The sequence below is a fragment of the Brucella sp. IR073 genome, from assembly GCF_049065735.1.
Lineage (GTDB): Bacteria > Pseudomonadota > Alphaproteobacteria > Rhizobiales > Rhizobiaceae > Paramesorhizobium.
The window spans coordinates 471,677-488,259 of the sequence record NZ_JBAKHD010000002.1 but is presented as its reverse complement, the minus strand read 5'-3'; the positions used below and the strand labels follow the sequence as shown (position 1 = coordinate 488,259).

Sequence of the window (16,583 nt, the reverse complement as noted above, 5' to 3'; positions counted from 1 at the left end):
AGTGCAAGGGCATTACGAACAATGCGCCGTGATCAGCCAAACGCACCGTGGCAGTGCTTGTATTTCTTGCCCGAGCCGCACGGGCAGGCCTCGTTGCGCCCGACCTTGCCCCAGGTGGTGGGATCGTTCGGGTCGCGCTCCTCGGGAGCGACCACCCGCGTCTCGTCGTGCCGGACGAGGAGGTCGCCCTCGCCGAAATCATTGTCGCCAGTGGTGCCGTCAATATGCTCGCCATACATGGGCGGCGGGGTCGGCTCCGGCGCGGCGGCTGCCTCGCGGACGATCTCGACGCGCATCAACTGGGCCGTCACAGCCTGCCGCAGATTGCCGAGCATGGCCTGGAATAGCTCGAAAGCCTCGGTCTTGTACTCGTTCAGCGGGTCACGCTGAGCATAGCCGCGGAAGCCGACGACAGAGCGTAAGTGGTCGAGATTGACCAAATGCTCGCGCCAGAGATGATCGAGCGACTGCAGGACGATGGATTTCTCGACATAGGCCATGACCTGCGGGCCGAAGCGCTCCGCCCGCTCGGCAGCGGCCTCATCGGCGGCGGCCTTGATGCGGGTGAGGATTTCCTCTTCGGCGATGCCCTCTTCCGCCGCCCATTCATGGACCGGCAGGTCGAGATTGAGATATTCCTGCACACCCTGCTTCAGCCCGTCGATATCCCATTGCTCGGCATAGGCGTTTTCCGGGATATGCGTGCGGACCAGATCCTCGATCACTTCCTCGCGCATCTCCGCGACGGTCTCGCTCAGGTTTTCGCCGTCCATCAGCTCCAGACGCTGCTCGAAGATCACCTTGCGCTGATCATTCATCACGTCGTCATATTTGAGCAGGTTCTTGCGGATTTCGAAGTTGCGCGCCTCGACCTTCTTCTGCGCCTTTTCCAGCGCCTTGTTGATCCACGGATGGACGATGGCCTCGTCTTCCTTGAGGCCCAGCTTCTGTAGCATTCCGTCCATGCGGTCGGAGCCAAAAATGCGCATCAAATCGTCCTGCAGCGACAGGAAGAATTTCGAGCGGCCCGGATCGCCCTGACGGCCTGAACGGCCGCGCAGCTGATTGTCGATGCGGCGGCTTTCATGACGCTCGGTGGCGAGCACGTAGAGGCCGCCCGCGGCGAGCGCCTGTTCCTTCAGCTTGGCGATGTCGGCCTTGATGGCGGCGATGGCGGCCTCGCGCTCCGGCCCCCCAGGCATATCGGCGAGTTCCTGGCGAACGCGCATTTCGAGATTGCCGCCGAGCTGGATGTCGGTGCCGCGGCCCGCCATGTTGGTTGCGATGGTGATGGCGCCGGGAACGCCCGCCTGCGCGACGATATAGGCTTCCTGCTCGTGATAACGGGCGTTCAGCACCTGGAAGTCCTTGATGCCTTCCTTGCGCAGCCGCTCGGCCAATTGCTCAGATTTCTCAATGGAGGTCGTGCCGACAAGAACCGGCTGCCCCTTGGCATGAGCCTCGCGGATGTCCTTGACGATGGCGCGGTATTTCTCCTCGACCGTCCGGTAGACCTCGTCGTCCTCGTCGATGCGGCGGACGGGGAGGTTGGTCGGCACCTCGGTGACTTCGAGGCCGTAGATATTGCCGAATTCTTCCGCTTCTGTGGAAGCCGTACCGGTCATGCCGGCCAGCTTCGTGTACATGCGGAAATAGTTCTGGAAGGTGATCGAGGCGAGCGTCTGGTTTTCCGGCTGGATGGTGACGTGCTCCTTGGCTTCCAGCGCCTGGTGCAGCCCTTCGGAGTAACGCCGTCCCGGCATCATGCGGCCGGTGAACTCGTCGATGATGACGATCTCGTCATTGCGGACGATATAGTCCTTGTCGCGCTGGAACAGCTTGTGGGCGCGCAGCGCATTGTTGACATGGTGGACGATGGCGACGTTCTCGACATCGTAGAGCCCCTCGCCCTTGAGGTGGCCGGCTTCCTTGAGCATATTCTCAAGCTTCTCGGTGCCTTCCTCGGTGAAGGTGGCCGTCTTCTGCTTCTCGTCGATTTCGTAATCGGACGGATCGAGCCGCGGAATGAAAGTGTCGATCAGATTGTAGAAATCGGAGCGGTCCTCGAGCGGGCCGGAGATGATGAGCGGCGTGCGCGCCTCGTCGATGAGGATCGAATCGACTTCGTCGACGATGGCGTAGTGATGGCCGCGCTGCACCATCTGCGCGCGGTCATATTTCATATTGTCGCGTAAGTAATCGAAGCCGAATTCGTTGTTGGTGCCGTAGGTGATGTCGCAGGCATAGGCCTCGCGGCGCTGGTCGTCGTCGAGGCCATGGACGATGACGCCGGTGGAAAGACCGAGGAAGCCATAGAGCTTGCCCATCCATTCCGCATCGCGGCTCGCCAGGTAATCGTTGACGGTAACGACATGGACGCCCTTGCCTTCGAGCGCGTTCAAATAGACCGGCAGCGTCGCCATCAGCGTCTTGCCTTCGCCGGTGCGCATTTCGGCAATGCCGCGATTATGCAGCACCATGCCGCCGATCAGCTGCACGTCGAAGGGGCGCATGCCGAGCACGCGCTTGGCGGCTTCGCGCACGGTGGCGAAGGCGTGGGGCAGGAGGTCGTCGACCTTGCTTCCATTGGCCAAAGCGGCGCGGAACTCGGCGGTCTTGCCCCTCAGCTGATCGTCCGTCAGAGCCTCGTAGGTCTTTTCGAGCGCGGTGATCTCATTGGCGCGCGGGCGTAGCCCCTTGACGCGGCGGTCGTTGGAGGAACCGAAAATCTTGCGGGCTAGACCGCCGAAGCTGACCATCACTGGTCCTTTCTTATCCGTTCAGCCGGTGATCCGGCGCTACCGTAGGCTTTATTTATTCTCATAGAAGGATTTGCAAGAAAAGTCGCGTCGTCGTTCTCCTGAACCACACGTACTTCTTCCGGCAAGCTCTGGACGCAAAGCCGAAGGACAGATAAGAGGGGTGCCGAATGATGTCAACGTTATAGGGAGAGCCTGGGCCGCTCCCATCCGTTGCCCAAAATTCCGCCGCATTCATGAAGCCGAAAGGCCTTCGAAGGAGTGACCCGCATGAGCTACTATAATAAAGCCCTTTCCGCCCTTGCCGCGACGGTGCTGATCGCGACGGCGACCTATGGCGCGTCGGCCCAGGAAAAGGCGCCTGCCGCGGACCCGGCCAAGGTGCTCGCAACCGTCAATGGCCAGAAGATCACGCAGGGAGAGGTGGACCAGGCTTCGGCTGATCTCGACCCGCAGTTCTCGCGCCTGCCCGAAGAGCAGCGCCGCCTTGCCGCGCTTGCCGCGCTCATCGACATCAAGGCGCTCGCCACCCAGGCCAAGGCCGCCAAGCTCGACCAGACCAAGGAATTCGCGCAGCGCATGGATTTCCTCAAGGACCGGGCGCTCCATAACGAATATTTCGAGAAGGAAATCGTCAACAAGATTTCCGACGCCGATATCCGCGCCCGCTACGACAAGGAAATCGCCGCGACTCCGCCGCAGAACGAAGTGCGCGCCCGCCACATCCTAGTCAAGACCAAGGAAGAGGCGGAGGCCATCATCAAGAAGCTCGATGCCGGGGCGAAGTTCGAGGATCTGGCCAAGGAAAGCTCCACCGACGGTTCGGCCCAGAATGGCGGCGACCTCGGCTATTTTGCCCAAGGCCAGATGGTGCCGGAGTTCGAGAAGGCCGCCTTCGCGCTGGAGCCGGGCGCCTATACCAAGGAGCCGGTGCAGACCCAGTTCGGCTTCCATGTGATCAAGCTGGAAGACAAGCGCGCCCAGCAGCCGCCGGCATTCGACCAGGTCAAGGAACAGGTGCGCTCGATCCTGATGCGCGAGCGCTATGTCGACCTCATGAAGAAGCTGCGCAGCGACATGAAGGTCAGCTATGCCGATCCGGAGATCGAAAAGGCGATGAAGCAGGCGAGCGGCGAGGAACCGGCCCCGGCTGCGGAGACGCCGAAGAAGTAAATTTGCGGTCGGGCTCGCGCCCTCCTTCCCCCTTGCGGGGAAGGTGCCCGCGTTAGCGGGCGGATGGGGGTGGTGACGTTTGCGCTTGCTTCGAAGAATGCAGCGTACGCGTCACCACCCCCACCCGACCCTTCGGGCCACCCTCCCCGCAAGGGGGAGGGAGGGGCGAACTGGAACAACCGCTTCACTATCCCGAGGGGACCCATGTCGGCATCCGTATCTCCACTTGCTCCGAAACATTATCCCGCGATGCCTATCATCGAGGGAGTGCGCATCGCCACCGCCGAGGCTGGGATCAAATATAAGGGGCGCACGGATGTGCTGCTCCTCGTCTTCGACAGGGAAGCGGAAGCGGCGGGCGTGTTCACCCGCTCGAAATGTCCTTCGGCGCCGGTCGATTTCTCCCGGCGGAATCTGCCGGGCGGCAAGGCGCGCGCGGTTGTCGTCAATTCGGGCAATGCCAATGCCTTCACCGGACGGAAAGGCCGCGACGCGACGGAGATGACGGCTGCCGCTGCCTCCGCGGCGGTCGGCTGCACCTCGGCTGAGGTTTTCCTCGCTTCTACCGGCGTCATCGGCGAGCCGCTCGACGCGGGAAAATTCTCGCATCTCCTCACCGGCATGGCGCGTGACGCTAAGGCCGATCGCTGGCTCGATGCGGCCAAAGCCATCATGACCACCGACACGTATCCGAAAGTGGCGACCGAGACGGTGCTGCTCGGCGGCGTGCCTGTGACGATCAACGGGATCGCCAAGGGCGCGGGCATGATCGCGCCCGACATGGCGACCATGCTCTCCTTCGTGGTGACCGACGCGCCGATCAAGGCTCCCGTCCTGCAGGCGCTGCTGGAGCGCAGCGTGGGCGGGACGTTCAATTCGGTGACTGTTGATAGCGACACCTCGACCTCTGACACGCTGATGCTGTTCTCGACCGGCAAGGCGGCTGAGCGCGGCGCGCCTGATGTGACCGGACTCGAGGACGAGCGCCTTGCCGATTTCGCTAAAGCGCTCGACCGCGTCCTGCAATCCCTAGCCTTGCAGGTGGTGCGGGATGGCGAGGGCGCGCGCAAGATGATCGAGGTGCGTGTGACAGGCGCCGAAACGGCTGCGTCCGCCAAGCGCGTCGCGCTTTCCATCGCCAATTCGCCGCTGGTGAAGACGGCGGTCGCAGGCGAGGATGCCAATTGGGGCCGCGTCGTCATGGCGGTCGGCAAGGCCGGGGAGCCGGCGGACCGCGACCGGCTTTCCATCTGGTTCGGCGATATCCGCGTCGCGCATCAGGGCGAGCGCGATCCGGCCTATTCGGAAGCCGAGACATCCGCCTATATGAAGCAGGAAGACATCGTCATCCGCGCCGATCTGGGCCTGGGCGACGGCGAGGCGACAGTGTGGACCTGCGACCTCACCAAGGAATATGTGGCGATCAATGGCGATTACCGAAGCTAAAGCACGTCTCCCAAAAGTGGGGACCGGTTTTGGGAATAAGACCTGCGTTAAAGGGGTCGCCTGATGCCGGGGCTGGCGCTTGTGCGGCAGATCGAGGCCGTGGGCTTTCGCGCCTGGCCGGCAGCCAATGTGCACTATGATGGCACCTGGGCGATCCGCGTGACACCCGGCTTCCCCTCGAAGCGGCTCAACTCGGTCAACCCGCTCGATCCCGCCGATATCAGCGACATTCCCGCCCGCGTCGAACGCGCTTCGCGGCATCTGAGCACCCATGGCCGGCGTCCGGTCTTTCGGCAAACGCCGCTGACACCGCCGGAGCTTATCAGCTACCTCGACGCAGAAGGCTGGGGGTCCAGCAACGAGATATCGGTGATGATTGCGGATCTCGCGGCGATGCATCTCGAAGGAGCCATCGACCAACTGCCCTTGCGCGATATCGGGCGCTATGCCGACGCCTCGCTGAGAGTCCATGGCCGCGAGGGCAATCTGCAGCCGGGATTTTTGCAGGTTCTCGGCGAGATCAAGCCGAACCGAGGCATGTTCGTGATCGAGGAGGAGGGCCGCCCGCTTGCGACAGCGCTTTGCGTGCAGGACGGGACGATGGCGGGTATCTTCGATGTCGCCACCGCCGAGACAAGTCGCCGCCGCGGCCATGCCCGCGCCATCGTCGCCTCCGCCTTCAAATGGGCGCGCAAGAATGGCGCCAGGACAGCCTGGCTGCAGGTCGAGGCGGACAATCCCCCCGGGCGGGCGCTCTATGAGGGCTTCGGCTTCAGGGAAATCTACCGCTATGTCTATCGCGAAAGCCCGGATATATGAAAGACGAGAACCCGACGCGCCCCATTCTTCTCGTCGCCGCCTGCGCGCTCATCGATCCCGATGGCCGGGTGCTTCTGACGCAGCGCCCGGAGGGCAAGCCGCTCGCCGGGCTGTGGGAGTTTCCCGGCGGCAAGGTCGAACCGAGCGAGACGCCGGAGGAAACGCTGATCCGGGAGCTTGCCGAAGAGATCGGCATCGTGACCAAGCCCGCCTGCCTCGCGCCCCTCACCTTCGCAAGCCACGCCTATGAGAATTTCCATCTGTTGATGCCGCTTTATGTCTGCCGGCGTTATGAAGGCATTCCGCGTCCGCTCGAAGGCCAGCAGCTTAAATGGGTGCGCCCACGGAACCTGCGCGATTATCCAATGCCGCCGGCAGACGAGCCGCTTATCCCCTTCCTTATCGACCTTTTATGATGCGTTAACCCAACGATTTAAGCGATCCTTCACCTCGGTCTGGCAATTCTGAAACCGGGCGGGACCGGAGTTTTCAGATGAGTTTTGACGATCGTTCCTTCAAAAAGAATTATAGCGGCTATTATTCCAAGCCTATGGCGGAAGCACGCTCAGGTGCATTGCGCGTTGCGCTGCTATTCGGCTCGGCGGTGATCGCGCTGGCGCTGATTCTGGTGCCGGTCCTCAACAACCGCCCCAACAATGATGTTGTGACCCAATCGCTGTTCCCCACCGGGGTCGATACGATGGCGACCGGTTCGATCCGGAATTCGCAGGGCTACACGGTGCGCAGAAGCGTGCTCCAGCCGGCGCCGGATGCAGTGTGTATTATTCATCAGGATGGAACAAAGAAGGGGGCTTGCTAAAGCACGATCCCGAAAAGTTGCAGACTTTTCGGAGAAGATCATGCGGAAAAATAAAGAGTTAGAGTGTGATGCCCACGGGCATCACACTCTAGGACTTTTTCTCCGCCGCTTTTAGCGCTTCAGCTAGCGAGGCCTTGGCGGAGCCGGGTTTCAAAGGCTGCTGCTGCGAGGCGTGCGGGGCCCAGCCGGACATCCAGATCAATGAGAAGGTGGCGCGGATACGGCCGTCGGGGTCGCTGAAGCGCTCGGCATAAATCTCAGCCGCGCGGGCGAAAAAGCGGCGGGTGAGCGGCTTGCGCGAGCGCCCGGCGAGGCTGTTCTGCATCCCCATGGCGCGCAAATCCCTTATCAGCGCGAACATATGATCGTAGCGCACCGTGAAGCTTTCGACGTCGGTGACGGGCAGCGCGAATCCCGCCCGCTGCAGAAGCGCGCCCACATCGCGCACATCAGCGAAAGGCGCGACGCGGGGCGATGCGCCGCCGGTCAGTTCCGCTTCCGCCGCCAGCAGGCTTTCGCGCAATTCGCCGAGCGTACCGCCGCCCGCCATCGCGCCGAGGAATAGCCCGTCCGGCTTCAGCGCATGGCGAATCTGGAACAGCGCGCCGGGCGTGTCGTTGGTCAATTGCAGCGACAAGAGCGAGACGATCAGGTCGGCGCTGGCGTAGCCGAGCGGCAGGGCTTCGTCGTCGGCGACGATGCCGGGATAGGGCGTGCGCAGAAAGCTTCTGTCCTGCTCGATGCGGAGCACCATATCGGCCTTGCCCGAGCGCTCAATGGCTTGTGCGCCGAGGCCGGTATGCCCCCCGAGATCGACAGCCACAGGAAATCTACGCTCCACGGTGGCCAGACGGTCTTCCAGGTCATCCGCCGCCCGCGCCAGCAGAAAATCACTGCCCGGCACGAATTTCGCCATGGCGCGCCTGCGGTGCTTCTGGATGAGCTTGCGGTCGAACAGGCCGTTTTCCTGCATGGATCGCCTTTTCCTTCCTTGCCTGTTCCGGCATGATGCTTTGCGAAGCCTAAATGCGTCCGAACGGGGGCAATTGCAATGGACGAAGAGGGGCAAAGGCCTGCTGCCGGGATGCGCGCGATCACAAAATGGCTGGGTCAGGCGACAGCGAGCGTGCTCTTTCCCGCGCAATGCGCCGGTTGCGGGCGCGCGGTGGCCAATCCCGCCACCCTGTGCGGGCGGTGCTGGCCGCGCTTGCGCTTCATCGAGCGGCCCTATTGCGCGGTAATGGGAACGCCTTTTTCGCACGACCTCGGCGATAATTTCCTTTCAGCAGAGGCCATTGCCGATCCGCCGCCGTTTCGAAGAGCGCGGGCGGCGGTGATGCATGACGGCGTGCCGCAGCGAATGGTCGTCGGCCTCAAATATCACGATCAGACAAATCTCGCGCCTTGGATGGCGCGCTGGATGTTGCGGACCGGGAGCGAGCTCGTCGCGGATTGCGATGTCATCATACCGGTCCCGCTCCATCGCTTCCGCTTCTGGTCGCGGCGCTTCAACCAGGCGGCTGAACTCGCCCGCGCGCTGGCCCATCTCAGCCAGAAGCCATTCGAGCCGGAAGCACTCCGCCGCGTCAAGCGCGCCCGTCAGCAGGTCGGCCTCCCCGCCGCTGAGCGCCAGCGCAATGTGAGCGGCGCGTTCCGCGTCCCGCAGGAATACGAGATCAAGGTCCGGGGCCGGAAAATCCTGCTGATCGACGACGTCTACACGACCGGCGCGACCGTGAAAGCGGCAACGCGAGCGCTGCTGCGGGCCGACGCGGCGGCGGTGGATGTGCTGACGTTCAGCCGGGTGTTGAATGAGTAATGTCTCGGGAGCGAACGAGACTGGAAAAGGTGACAAGACCGATTTCTTTGCTCATCATCTCATCCCTCACTATTCCCTCTCTTGCGGTTGAAATGCCGCCTTCGACTGGTCTATGACACAGGCCATCATTTCCAGCGAAGGCGTGGCATCATGGCATCCAGAAAACTCCTCCTCCTCCCCGGCGACGGGATCGGCCCGGAAGCGATGGCCGAAGTCCGCAAGATCATTGCCTCTCTCAATGAGGATTTTAGCTTGGGCTTCGAGCTCGACGAGGGGCTGGTCGGCGGCGCGGCCTATGACGCCTGTGGCAAGGCAATCTCGGAAGAGGACATGCAGAAGGCACTCGCCGCCGATGCCGTGCTGTTCGGCGCGGTCGGCGGGCCGAAATGGGATGGCGTGCCCTATGATGTCCGCCCGGAAGCAGGTCTTCTGCGCTTACGCAAGGACATGGAGCTGTTCGCAAACTTGCGCCCCGCGATCTGCTACCCCGCACTGGCGAGCTCGTCCTCGCTGAAGCCCGAAGTCGTCGAAGGCCTCGATATTCTCATCGTTCGAGAGCTCACCGGCGGCGTCTATTTCGGCGAGCCGAAGGAGATCATCGATCTCGGCAATGGCCAGAAGCGCGGCATCGACACGCAGGTCTATGACACATTCGAGATAGAGCGCATCGTCGGCGTCGCCTTCGAGCTGGCCCGCACGCGCCGCAACAAAGTCACCTCGATGGAAAAGCGCAACGTCATGAAGTCGGGCGTGCTCTGGAATGAGGTGGTGACGGCGACGCACAAGGCGAAATATTCCGACGTGCAGCTCGAGCATATGCTGGCCGACGCCGGCGGCATGCAGCTCGTGCGCTGGCCGAAGCAGTTCGATGTCATCGTCACGGACAATCTTTTCGGCGACATGCTGTCGGATGTGGCGGCCATGCTCACCGGCTCGCTCGGCATGCTGCCCTCGGCCTCGCTGGGCGCACCCGATGTCAAGACCGGCAGCCGCAAGGCGCTCTACGAGCCGGTGCATGGCTCCGCCCCCGATATCGCCGGCAAGGGTGTCGCCAATCCCATCGCCATGATCGCTTCGCTGGCCATGTGCCTGCGCTATTCCTTCAACCTGATTGCCGAGGCTGACCGGCTTGAAGCTGCCATTTCGGGCGTTCTTGATGACGGCCTGCGCACCGCCGATATCTGGACCGAAGGGACAAAGAAGATCGGCACCACGGAAATGGGCGACGCGATTCTGGCGAAGTTCAAGGCGCTTTCGGTTTGATTTAGCCACTGCGTCGACGGCATTGCCAAGCGCCCTCGTCCTTCGAGGCTTCGTTCCGCTTCGCTCCACTCCGCACCTCAGGATGAGGGCTATCGGAGCGCGACGCCCTTCACCCTCATGGTGAGGTGTGAATGAAGCGAAGCGGAATGAGCCTCGAACCACGAGGGTGAAGGGGCCCAGGGAAAGCCCATCATGCGTATGCTGGCGGGCTTTCTGTATATAAAGAATAACCGCCCGATTTCCGGCTGCAATTTCCTGCCATGTGGCTAAATATAGCCGCATGCTGTTCACACTTCCCGACCAAGACAAACTCTACGACGCGCTTCTTGCCCGCGATGCCTCCTACGAGGGGCGGGCCTATGTCGGCGTCACCTCCACCGGCATTTTCTGCCGCCTGACTTGTCCGGCACGCAAGCCGAAGCGGGAGAATTGCCGCTTCTTCGCATCCGTGGCCGAATGCCTGGCCGATGGCTTCCGGCCCTGCAAGCGATGCCATCCGCTTCAGCCCGCCGCGGAGGCGGACCCTGCCGTCAAAAAGCTTCTGGGCGCGCTGGAGGCCAATCCGGCACGGCGCTGGAGCGAGGAGGATGTGGCGCGGATGGGCCTCGATCCCTCGACCGTCCGCCGCAGCTTCCGCCGCCATTTCGGCATGACCTTTCTGGAAATGGCGCGGCAGGAACGCTTGCGCCACGGCTTTCAGGCGCTCGCCGACGGCGGGCGTGTCATCGACGCTCAGATTGATGCGGGCTTTGAATCGCCCGAAGCCTTCCGTAGCGCCTTTGCCCGTATTCTGGGGCTCCCGCCCGCGACGCTACGCAAGGATGGTTTGCTGCGGGCGGATTGGATCAGAACGCCGCTCGGCACCATGATCGCGGTTTGCGACGAGAAACACCTGCATTTGCTGGAATTCGCCGACCGCAAGGCGCTGGCGACGGAGTTGAAGAAGCTCCATGCGGTCTGCCATGGCGATATCGGCATCGGCCGCTTTGCAACGCATGATCTGGTCGAGGGCCAAATGAGCGAATTCTTCGCCGGCCGGTCCGCGATATTCGACCTGCCGCTCGTGCTGCATGGCAGTGCATTCACGCAAGGTGTATGGCGCGAATTGCAAAAGATCGGCGCGGGTGAAACGCGCAGCTACAGCGAAATTGCGCAAGCCATCGAAAAGCCGCTTGCCGTGCGCGCAGTGGCCCGAGCCAACGGCGCCAACCAGATCGCCATCATCATCCCCTGCCACCGCGTTATTGGCGCGGATGGCTCGCTCACGGGCTATGGCGGTGGGTTGTGGCGAAAACAGAAGCTGATTGAGATCGAGGCGCAGTATCGGGGGTGACGCTGCCGCCCTCCTTCCCCCCATGCGGGGAAGGTGCCCGCGTTAGCGGGCGGAGGGGGGTGGTGACGAAAGCGCTTTTGCTGACGAACATTGCACGAACGTCACCACCCCCACCCGGCCCTACGGGCCACCCTCCCCGCAAGGGGGAGGGTTTTGAGCGGAGCAATCAATCCACCGAGTTCAAATCCACGTTCTTCCGATCGCGCACGAACAGCATCCCGACGATGAAGCTCATCGCGGCGATGATGATCGGGTACCAGAGGCCGTAATAGATATCACCCTTGGCGGCGCTGAGGGCGAAGACGGTCGCCGGAAGCAGGCCGCCGAACCAGCCATTGCCGATGTGATAAGGCAGCGACATGCCGGTATAGCGGATGCGGGTGGGGAACATCTCCACGAGGATCGCGGCGATGGGTCCATAGACCATGGTGACATAGATCACCAGCAGCGTCAGGATGGCGATGGTCAGCGGCCAGTTGATGGCGCTGGGGTCGGCGACCATCTTGAACGCGCCGCCATTCGGGATGGTGTAGACGGCTTGTTCCGCACCGCCCGACGCATCCGCCTCGGCCTGGGTCAGGAGCTTGTTCTTGACGAGGTCCGCCGCCGGCATGGTGGTTTTCTCGCCGGCCCTGACGGCATTGACGTCGAGGTTCAGTTCCGGATTGGCGGCGGCGAAAGCGTCGAGCTTGGAATCCGGTACCTTGGCGGGATCGCGCACCAGCGGGAAACCGGCCTTCTGCAGCGCGACATTCATGTCGTGGCCGAACTTGGAAGCCGCAGCCGCCGCGCCTGTGCCGGCCGCGGCCGCGTCATAGGACGAAACCGTCATATCGCCGATCTTAACCGTGGCGGGCGACCCCGCCGGGCCCGGAACGATCTCGTAAGGCACCGAGGATCGCGACAGGAAGGCCGTGGCGATATCGCAGGAATTGGTGAATTTGGACGTGCCGGTCGGATTGAACTGGAAGGTGCAATCGCCGGGAGCCGCCGTCACCGTCGCCTTGATCGTCTGCTCGGCCTGTGCCAATGCCGGGTTCGCGGCATAGGTCAGCGCCTTGAACAGCGGGAAATAAGTGAGCACCGCCAGCAGCAGGCCCGCCATGATGATCGGCTTGCGGCCGATCTTGTCGGAAAGCCAGCCGAAGAAGACGAAGAAGCCGGTGCCGAGAAGAAGGGACAAGGCCACCATGATATTGGCCGACTCGTTTTCCACCTTCAGCACATTCTGCAGGAAGAACAGCGCGTAGAACTGGCCGCAATACCAGACCACGGCCTGACCGGCGGTAAGGCCGAACAGGGCGATGAGAGCGATCTTGGCGTTCTTCCACTGGCCGAAGGCTTCAGACAGCGGTGCCTTGGAGCCTTTGCCCTCTTCCTTCATGCGCTTGAAGGCGGGCGATTCATTCATCTGCAGGCGAATCCAGACGGAGATGCCGAGCAGCAGCACCGAGACGAGGAATGGAATGCGCCAGCCCCAGGCGGCGAAATCTTCCTTGCTCATCATATTCTGGATCAACAGGATGACGACCAGCGACAGGAAAAGCCCGAGCGTCGCGGTGGTCTGGATCCACGAGGTGAAGAAGCCGCGCCGGTTGTCGGGCGCGTGTTCCGCCACATAGGTCGCTGCGCCGCCATATTCACCGCCGAGCGCCAGGCCCTGCAGCATGCGCAGCACGATCAGGATGGTCGGCGCAAGGATGCCCAGCGTCGCCGAGCCGGGCAGAAGGCCGACCAGGAAGGTCGATGCGCCCATGATGACGATAGTGACGAGGAAGGTGTATTTGCGCCCGACGAGATCACCGAGCCGACCGAACACCAGCGCGCCGAAGGGGCGCACCAGAAAGCCCGCCGCGAAGGCGAGCAGCACGAAGATGTTTCGCGTCGTCTCCGGATATTGGCTGAAAAAGGCCGCGCCGATGAAACTGGCGAGCGTGCCGTAGAGATAGAAATCGTACCATTCGAAAACGGTGCCGAGCGAGGAGGCGAAGATGACTTTCTTCTCCTCCCGCGTCATTTTCTGCGTGCCGGCATCGGCACTTGCGGTCATTGCCATGATATGTGTCCTCCCAGACATTCAGTGGTTGCAAGTCCCGACGAAAACCGCTTCACGCTTTTCCCGGACTTGGCTAAGGCAAGCCGTCCCAAAGCTCCTCCAGCCGGACGTCTCGCCGATAAACGCTGCATCATGCCTCTAAACGCGCAATTGCGGCAGTATTCTTTAGTCTAAGAAAGCGGTTGCAAGGGCACCTGTTCGCAATTGACTCTTAAGAGAAACGGGATAGAAACAGTGCCGGACAAGGAGAACCTCGCGTGAATCGCGTGCCAGCAGCGCCAGCACTGTCTTACCGTTCCGGCTTCATCGCCGGATGCGGGCGCTTTTTCTCCACCACATCCACGGCCAAAACACTGACGAAAACGACCACGAAAACGGTCTGATTCCCTTGGCCTGCTCGCCCCTCCCCGGGTCCGGCCCGGGGAAGAAAAACCCGCATGGCCACCGGGTTTTTATCTGAAAAGCGGAGAGGGACAGGAGAAGACAAATGGGTTTCAAGATTGCGGTTGCCGGCGCCACGGGGAATGTGGGCCGCGAGATGCTCAATATCCTCGAGGAACGCGGCTTTCCCGCCGATGAGGTGGTGGCGCTCGCCTCGCGCCGCAGCCAGGGCACGGAAGTGTCCTATGGCGACCGGACGCTGAAGGTACAGGCGCTCGACACTTACGATTTCTCCGACACGGATATCTGCCTGATGTCGGCGGGCGGCACGGTTTCCAAGGAATGGTCGCCGAAGATCGGCGCTCAAGGCTGCGTCGTCATCGACAACTCCTCCGCCTGGCGCTACGATGCCGACGTGCCGCTGATCGTGCCGGAAGTGAACCCCGATGCCATAGACGGTTTCCGCAAGCGCAACATCATCGCCAATCCCAATTGCTCGACGGCGCAGCTCGTCGTGGCGCTGAAGCCGCTGCATGATGCGGCGACCGTCAAGCGCGTCGTCGTCGCCACCTATCAGTCGGTGTCGGGGGCGGGCAAGGAAGGCATGGACGAGCTGTTCGAGCAATCGCGCGCCGTCTTCGTCGCCGATCCGATCACGGCGAAGAAGTTCACCAAGCGCATCGCCTTCAACGTCATCCCGCATATCGATGTCTTCATGGAAGACGGCTACACCAAGGAAGAATGGAAGATGGTGGCCGAAACCAAGAAGATCCTCGATCCGAAGATCAAGCTGACGGCCACCGCCGTGCGCGTGCCCGTCTTCATCGGCCATTCGGAAGCCGTCAATATCGAGTTCGAAAAGCCGCTCTCGGCCGAAGAGGCCCGTGACATCCTGCGCGATGCGCCGGGCTGCCAAGTCATCGACAAGCTGGAAAACGGCGGCTACATCACACCCTACGAGGCCGCCGGCGAAGATGCCACCTATATCTCCCGCATCCGCGAGGATATCACGGTGGAGAACGGCCTTTCCATGTGGGTGGTCTCGGACAATCTGCGCAAGGGCGCGGCGCTTAACGCCATTCAGATCGCGGAACTGCTGGTCACGCGTGGATTGGTGAAGCCGAAGGCACTGGCGGCTTGAAACACGCCTCCGTCATCCTCGGGCTTGTCCCGAGGATCTGCCGGAGTTGCCGCTGCAAAGTCGCATCCGATGCGGCTATGGCTTTGAAATTGCAGGGACAGTAGATCCTCGGGACAAGCCCGAGGATGACGCGGAGGAGAATTATCTACTCCGCGCTCGCCTCGATTCGCTCCATATCGTCATCGGAGAGGCCGAAATGGTGGCCGATTTCGTGGATCAGCACATGGGTGACGATATCGCCCAGTGCTTCCTCGTTTTCGGCCCAATAATCCAGAATGGCGCGGCGGTAGAGGGTGATCCGGTTCGGCCCCTCGCCGGTCGCGACCGAAAAACGCTCGCCGATGCCGCGCCCTTCGAACAGGCCAAGCAGATCGAACGGCGTCTCCAGCCCCATATCGTCGACGATCTGGTCGTCGGGGAAATCCGAAACCTGGATGATGATATCGCCGCAGAGATCGCGGAACGCTGCGGGCAGATGGGCGAAGGCCTCGATGGCCAGCGATTCCATTTCGTCAAGCGAGGGGGAGAACCGCTGCGCCCAATCGCCGGAATGATCGGTGCGGGCCATGTCTTTCCCTATTCCGGATGCGAGCGCGCCGGGTAAGCTCAAGCCCACGGCCGCGCTTCGGCGTTTTTCGCCTCGAACCGGGCGATATCAGGGGCCTTCTCCATGGTGAGGCCGATATCGTCCAGCCCGTTGAGCAGGCAATGCCGCTTGAAGTCGTCGAGGTCGAACTTGATCGAGCCGCCATCCGGTCCGTGGATTTCTTGTGTCTCCAGATCGACCGTCAGCGTCGCATTGGCGCCGCGCGAGGCGTCGTCCATCAGCTTCTCCAAATCTTCGGACGAAACCGTGATCGGCAGAATGCCGTTCTTGAAGCAATTGTTGTAGAAAATGTCGGCGAACGAGGTGGAGATCACGCAGCGGATGCCGAAATCGAGCAGCGCCCAGGGCGCGTGCTCGCGCGAGGAGCCGCAGCCGAAATTGTCGCCCGCGATCAGAATCTGCGCATTGCGGTAAGCGGCCTTATTGAGCACGAAATCGGGATTTTCCGACCCGTCCTCGAGATAGCGCATCTCGGCGAAAAGCCCCTTGCCAAGTCCGGTGCGCTTGATCGTCTTCAGATAATCCTTCGGAATGATCATATCCGTGTCGACATTGATGATCGGCAGCGGAGCGGCAACGCCGGTGAGCTTGGTAAACTTATCCATAGGGTTCCACCTTTCCTTCCCAACCGCAACGCTTTACACCAGCTTGGCGCGGAGTGAAAGCAGGAAAGAACGCCCGCGCCCGACCCAAGGGATGTGACACATGAAACTCTACCGCTTCATCACCGGGCCCGACGACGCCCAATTCTGCCACCGCGTCACCGCCGCCTTGAACACGGGATGGCAGCTCTACGGTTCCCCCACCTACGCCTTCAATGCCGCCACGGGCGTCATGCAATGCGGCCAGCCGGTGGTGAAGGAAGTGGAGGGCGTGGACTATACGCCCGACATCAAGCTGGGGGATTATTGATTTTATAAGCAGTTGCCCCTCACACTTATCCTCTGCCAGTTCTTCACGGGAGCA

Annotated in this window: 15 protein-coding genes; 10 read left to right on the top strand and 5 right to left on the bottom strand. The window is 62.0% G+C overall.

All coding sequences use genetic code 11. The features are described 5' to 3' along the window. Nucleotides 1–32: 32 nt before the first annotated feature. On the bottom strand, nt 33–2,759 hold the full coding sequence (secA, locus tag ACOWVG_RS06135) for a preprotein translocase subunit SecA (RefSeq protein ID WP_420960621.1): 2,727 nt from the start codon (nt 2,757–2,759) through the stop codon (nt 33–35). Nucleotides 2,760–3,029: 270 nt separating this feature from the next. On the opposite strand from secA, the gene ACOWVG_RS06130 reads away from it, so the two are divergent. From ACOWVG_RS06130 to ACOWVG_RS06110, 5 genes are all read left to right on the top strand, one after another. After that, complete coding sequence (locus ACOWVG_RS06130; RefSeq protein WP_420960620.1) at nt 3,030–3,932, top strand: peptidylprolyl isomerase; 903 nt, start codon at nt 3,030–3,032, stop codon at nt 3,930–3,932. 204 nt (nt 3,933–4,136) lie between these two features. Then, entirely contained in the window at nt 4,137–5,378 is a 1,242-nt protein-coding gene (gene argJ / locus ACOWVG_RS06125) for a bifunctional glutamate N-acetyltransferase/amino-acid acetyltransferase ArgJ (protein ID WP_420960619.1), read from the top strand. Between the two features lie 60 nt (nt 5,379–5,438). Beyond that, nucleotides 5,439–6,197, top strand: coding sequence for a GNAT family N-acetyltransferase (locus ACOWVG_RS06120; protein WP_420960817.1), 759 nt, complete (start codon nt 5,439–5,441; stop codon nt 6,195–6,197). Then, entirely contained in the window at nt 6,194–6,613 is a 420-nt protein-coding gene (locus ACOWVG_RS06115) for a (deoxy)nucleoside triphosphate pyrophosphohydrolase (protein WP_420960618.1), read from the top strand. Before ACOWVG_RS06120 ends, ACOWVG_RS06115 begins: the two co-directional genes overlap by 4 nt. Nucleotides 6,614–6,690: 77 nt before the next feature. Next, on the top strand, nt 6,691–7,017 hold the full coding sequence (locus tag ACOWVG_RS06110; RefSeq protein WP_420960617.1) for a hypothetical protein: 327 nt from the start codon (nt 6,691–6,693) through the stop codon (nt 7,015–7,017). 88 nt (nt 7,018–7,105) lie between these two features. On the opposite strand, the gene ACOWVG_RS06105 is transcribed toward ACOWVG_RS06110, so the two are convergent. Further along, a complete protein-coding gene (locus tag ACOWVG_RS06105; RefSeq protein ID WP_420960616.1) occupies nt 7,106–7,990 on the bottom strand; it encodes a methyltransferase domain-containing protein in 885 nt (294 codons plus the stop codon). A 111-nt stretch (nt 7,991–8,101) separates the two neighbouring features. On the opposite strand from ACOWVG_RS06105, the gene ACOWVG_RS06100 reads away from it, so the two are divergent. The 3 genes from ACOWVG_RS06100 (at nt 8,102) to ACOWVG_RS06090 (ending at nt 11,432) form a co-directional block, all read left to right on the top strand. Next, on the top strand, nt 8,102–8,836 hold the full coding sequence (locus ACOWVG_RS06100; protein ID WP_420960615.1) for a ComF family protein: 735 nt from the start codon (nt 8,102–8,104) through the stop codon (nt 8,834–8,836). A gap of 150 nt (nt 8,837–8,986) precedes the next feature. Next, complete coding sequence (leuB, locus tag ACOWVG_RS06095; RefSeq protein ID WP_420960614.1) at nt 8,987–10,099, top strand: 3-isopropylmalate dehydrogenase; 1,113 nt, start codon at nt 8,987–8,989, stop codon at nt 10,097–10,099. A gap of 280 nt (nt 10,100–10,379) precedes the next feature. Then, nucleotides 10,380–11,432 carry a bifunctional transcriptional activator/DNA repair enzyme AdaA gene (locus tag ACOWVG_RS06090; RefSeq protein WP_420960612.1) on the top strand — a complete coding sequence of 351 codons (1,053 nt, stop codon included), beginning with the start codon at nt 10,380–10,382 and terminating at the stop codon, nt 11,430–11,432. A 166-nt stretch (nt 11,433–11,598) separates the two neighbouring features. Here the strand turns inward: ACOWVG_RS06090 and ACOWVG_RS06085 are convergent, their stop codons facing one another. Further along, entirely contained in the window at nt 11,599–13,488 is a 1,890-nt protein-coding gene (locus ACOWVG_RS06085; RefSeq protein ID WP_420960611.1) for an MFS transporter, read from the bottom strand. Nucleotides 13,489–13,975: 487 nt separating this feature from the next. Here ACOWVG_RS06085 and ACOWVG_RS06080 point away from each other — a divergent pair, with 487 nt between their 5' ends. Continuing rightward, nucleotides 13,976–15,010: an aspartate-semialdehyde dehydrogenase gene (locus ACOWVG_RS06080; RefSeq protein ID WP_420960610.1), complete on the top strand. Its 1,035-nt coding sequence runs from the start codon at nt 13,976–13,978 to the stop codon at nt 15,008–15,010. A gap of 145 nt (nt 15,011–15,155) precedes the next feature. Here ACOWVG_RS06080 and ACOWVG_RS06075 read toward each other — a convergent pair whose 3' ends face one another. Beyond that, complete coding sequence (locus ACOWVG_RS06075; protein WP_420960609.1) at nt 15,156–15,578, bottom strand: metallopeptidase family protein; 423 nt, start codon at nt 15,576–15,578, stop codon at nt 15,156–15,158. 38 nt (nt 15,579–15,616) lie between these two features. Further along, nucleotides 15,617–16,222: a 3-isopropylmalate dehydratase small subunit gene (gene leuD, locus ACOWVG_RS06070; RefSeq protein WP_420960608.1), complete on the bottom strand. Its 606-nt coding sequence runs from the start codon at nt 16,220–16,222 to the stop codon at nt 15,617–15,619. Nucleotides 16,223–16,322: 100 nt separating this feature from the next. Between leuD and ACOWVG_RS06065 the strand changes: the two genes are divergently transcribed. Beyond that, complete coding sequence (locus ACOWVG_RS06065; RefSeq protein ID WP_420960607.1) at nt 16,323–16,529, top strand: DUF1737 domain-containing protein; 207 nt, start codon at nt 16,323–16,325, stop codon at nt 16,527–16,529. Nucleotides 16,530–16,583: the final 54 nt, after the last annotated feature.

Coding starts and splice junctions, on each gene's coding strand:
- secA (WP_420960621.1), bottom strand. CDS start 2,759: ATGGTCAGCTTCGGCGGTCTAGCCCGCAAGATTTTCGGTTCCTCCAAC.
- ACOWVG_RS06130 (WP_420960620.1), top strand. CDS start 3,030: ATGAGCTACTATAATAAAGCCCTTTCCGCCCTTGCCGCGACGGTGCTG.
- argJ (WP_420960619.1), top strand. CDS start 4,137: ATGTCGGCATCCGTATCTCCACTTGCTCCGAAACATTATCCCGCGATG.
- ACOWVG_RS06115 (WP_420960618.1), top strand. CDS start 6,194: ATGAAAGACGAGAACCCGACGCGCCCCATTCTTCTCGTCGCCGCCTGC.
- ACOWVG_RS06110 (WP_420960617.1), top strand. CDS start 6,691: ATGAGTTTTGACGATCGTTCCTTCAAAAAGAATTATAGCGGCTATTAT.
- ACOWVG_RS06105 (WP_420960616.1), bottom strand. CDS start 7,990: ATGCAGGAAAACGGCCTGTTCGACCGCAAGCTCATCCAGAAGCACCGC.
- ACOWVG_RS06100 (WP_420960615.1), top strand. CDS start 8,102: ATGCGCGCGATCACAAAATGGCTGGGTCAGGCGACAGCGAGCGTGCTC.
- leuB (WP_420960614.1), top strand. CDS start 8,987: ATGGCATCCAGAAAACTCCTCCTCCTCCCCGGCGACGGGATCGGCCCG.
- ACOWVG_RS06090 (WP_420960612.1), top strand. CDS start 10,380: ATGCTGTTCACACTTCCCGACCAAGACAAACTCTACGACGCGCTTCTT.
- ACOWVG_RS06085 (WP_420960611.1), bottom strand. CDS start 13,488: ATGGCAATGACCGCAAGTGCCGATGCCGGCACGCAGAAAATGACGCGG.
- ACOWVG_RS06080 (WP_420960610.1), top strand. CDS start 13,976: ATGGGTTTCAAGATTGCGGTTGCCGGCGCCACGGGGAATGTGGGCCGC.
- ACOWVG_RS06075 (WP_420960609.1), bottom strand. CDS start 15,578: ATGGCCCGCACCGATCATTCCGGCGATTGGGCGCAGCGGTTCTCCCCC.
- leuD (WP_420960608.1), bottom strand. CDS start 16,222: ATGGATAAGTTTACCAAGCTCACCGGCGTTGCCGCTCCGCTGCCGATC.
- ACOWVG_RS06065 (WP_420960607.1), top strand. CDS start 16,323: ATGAAACTCTACCGCTTCATCACCGGGCCCGACGACGCCCAATTCTGC.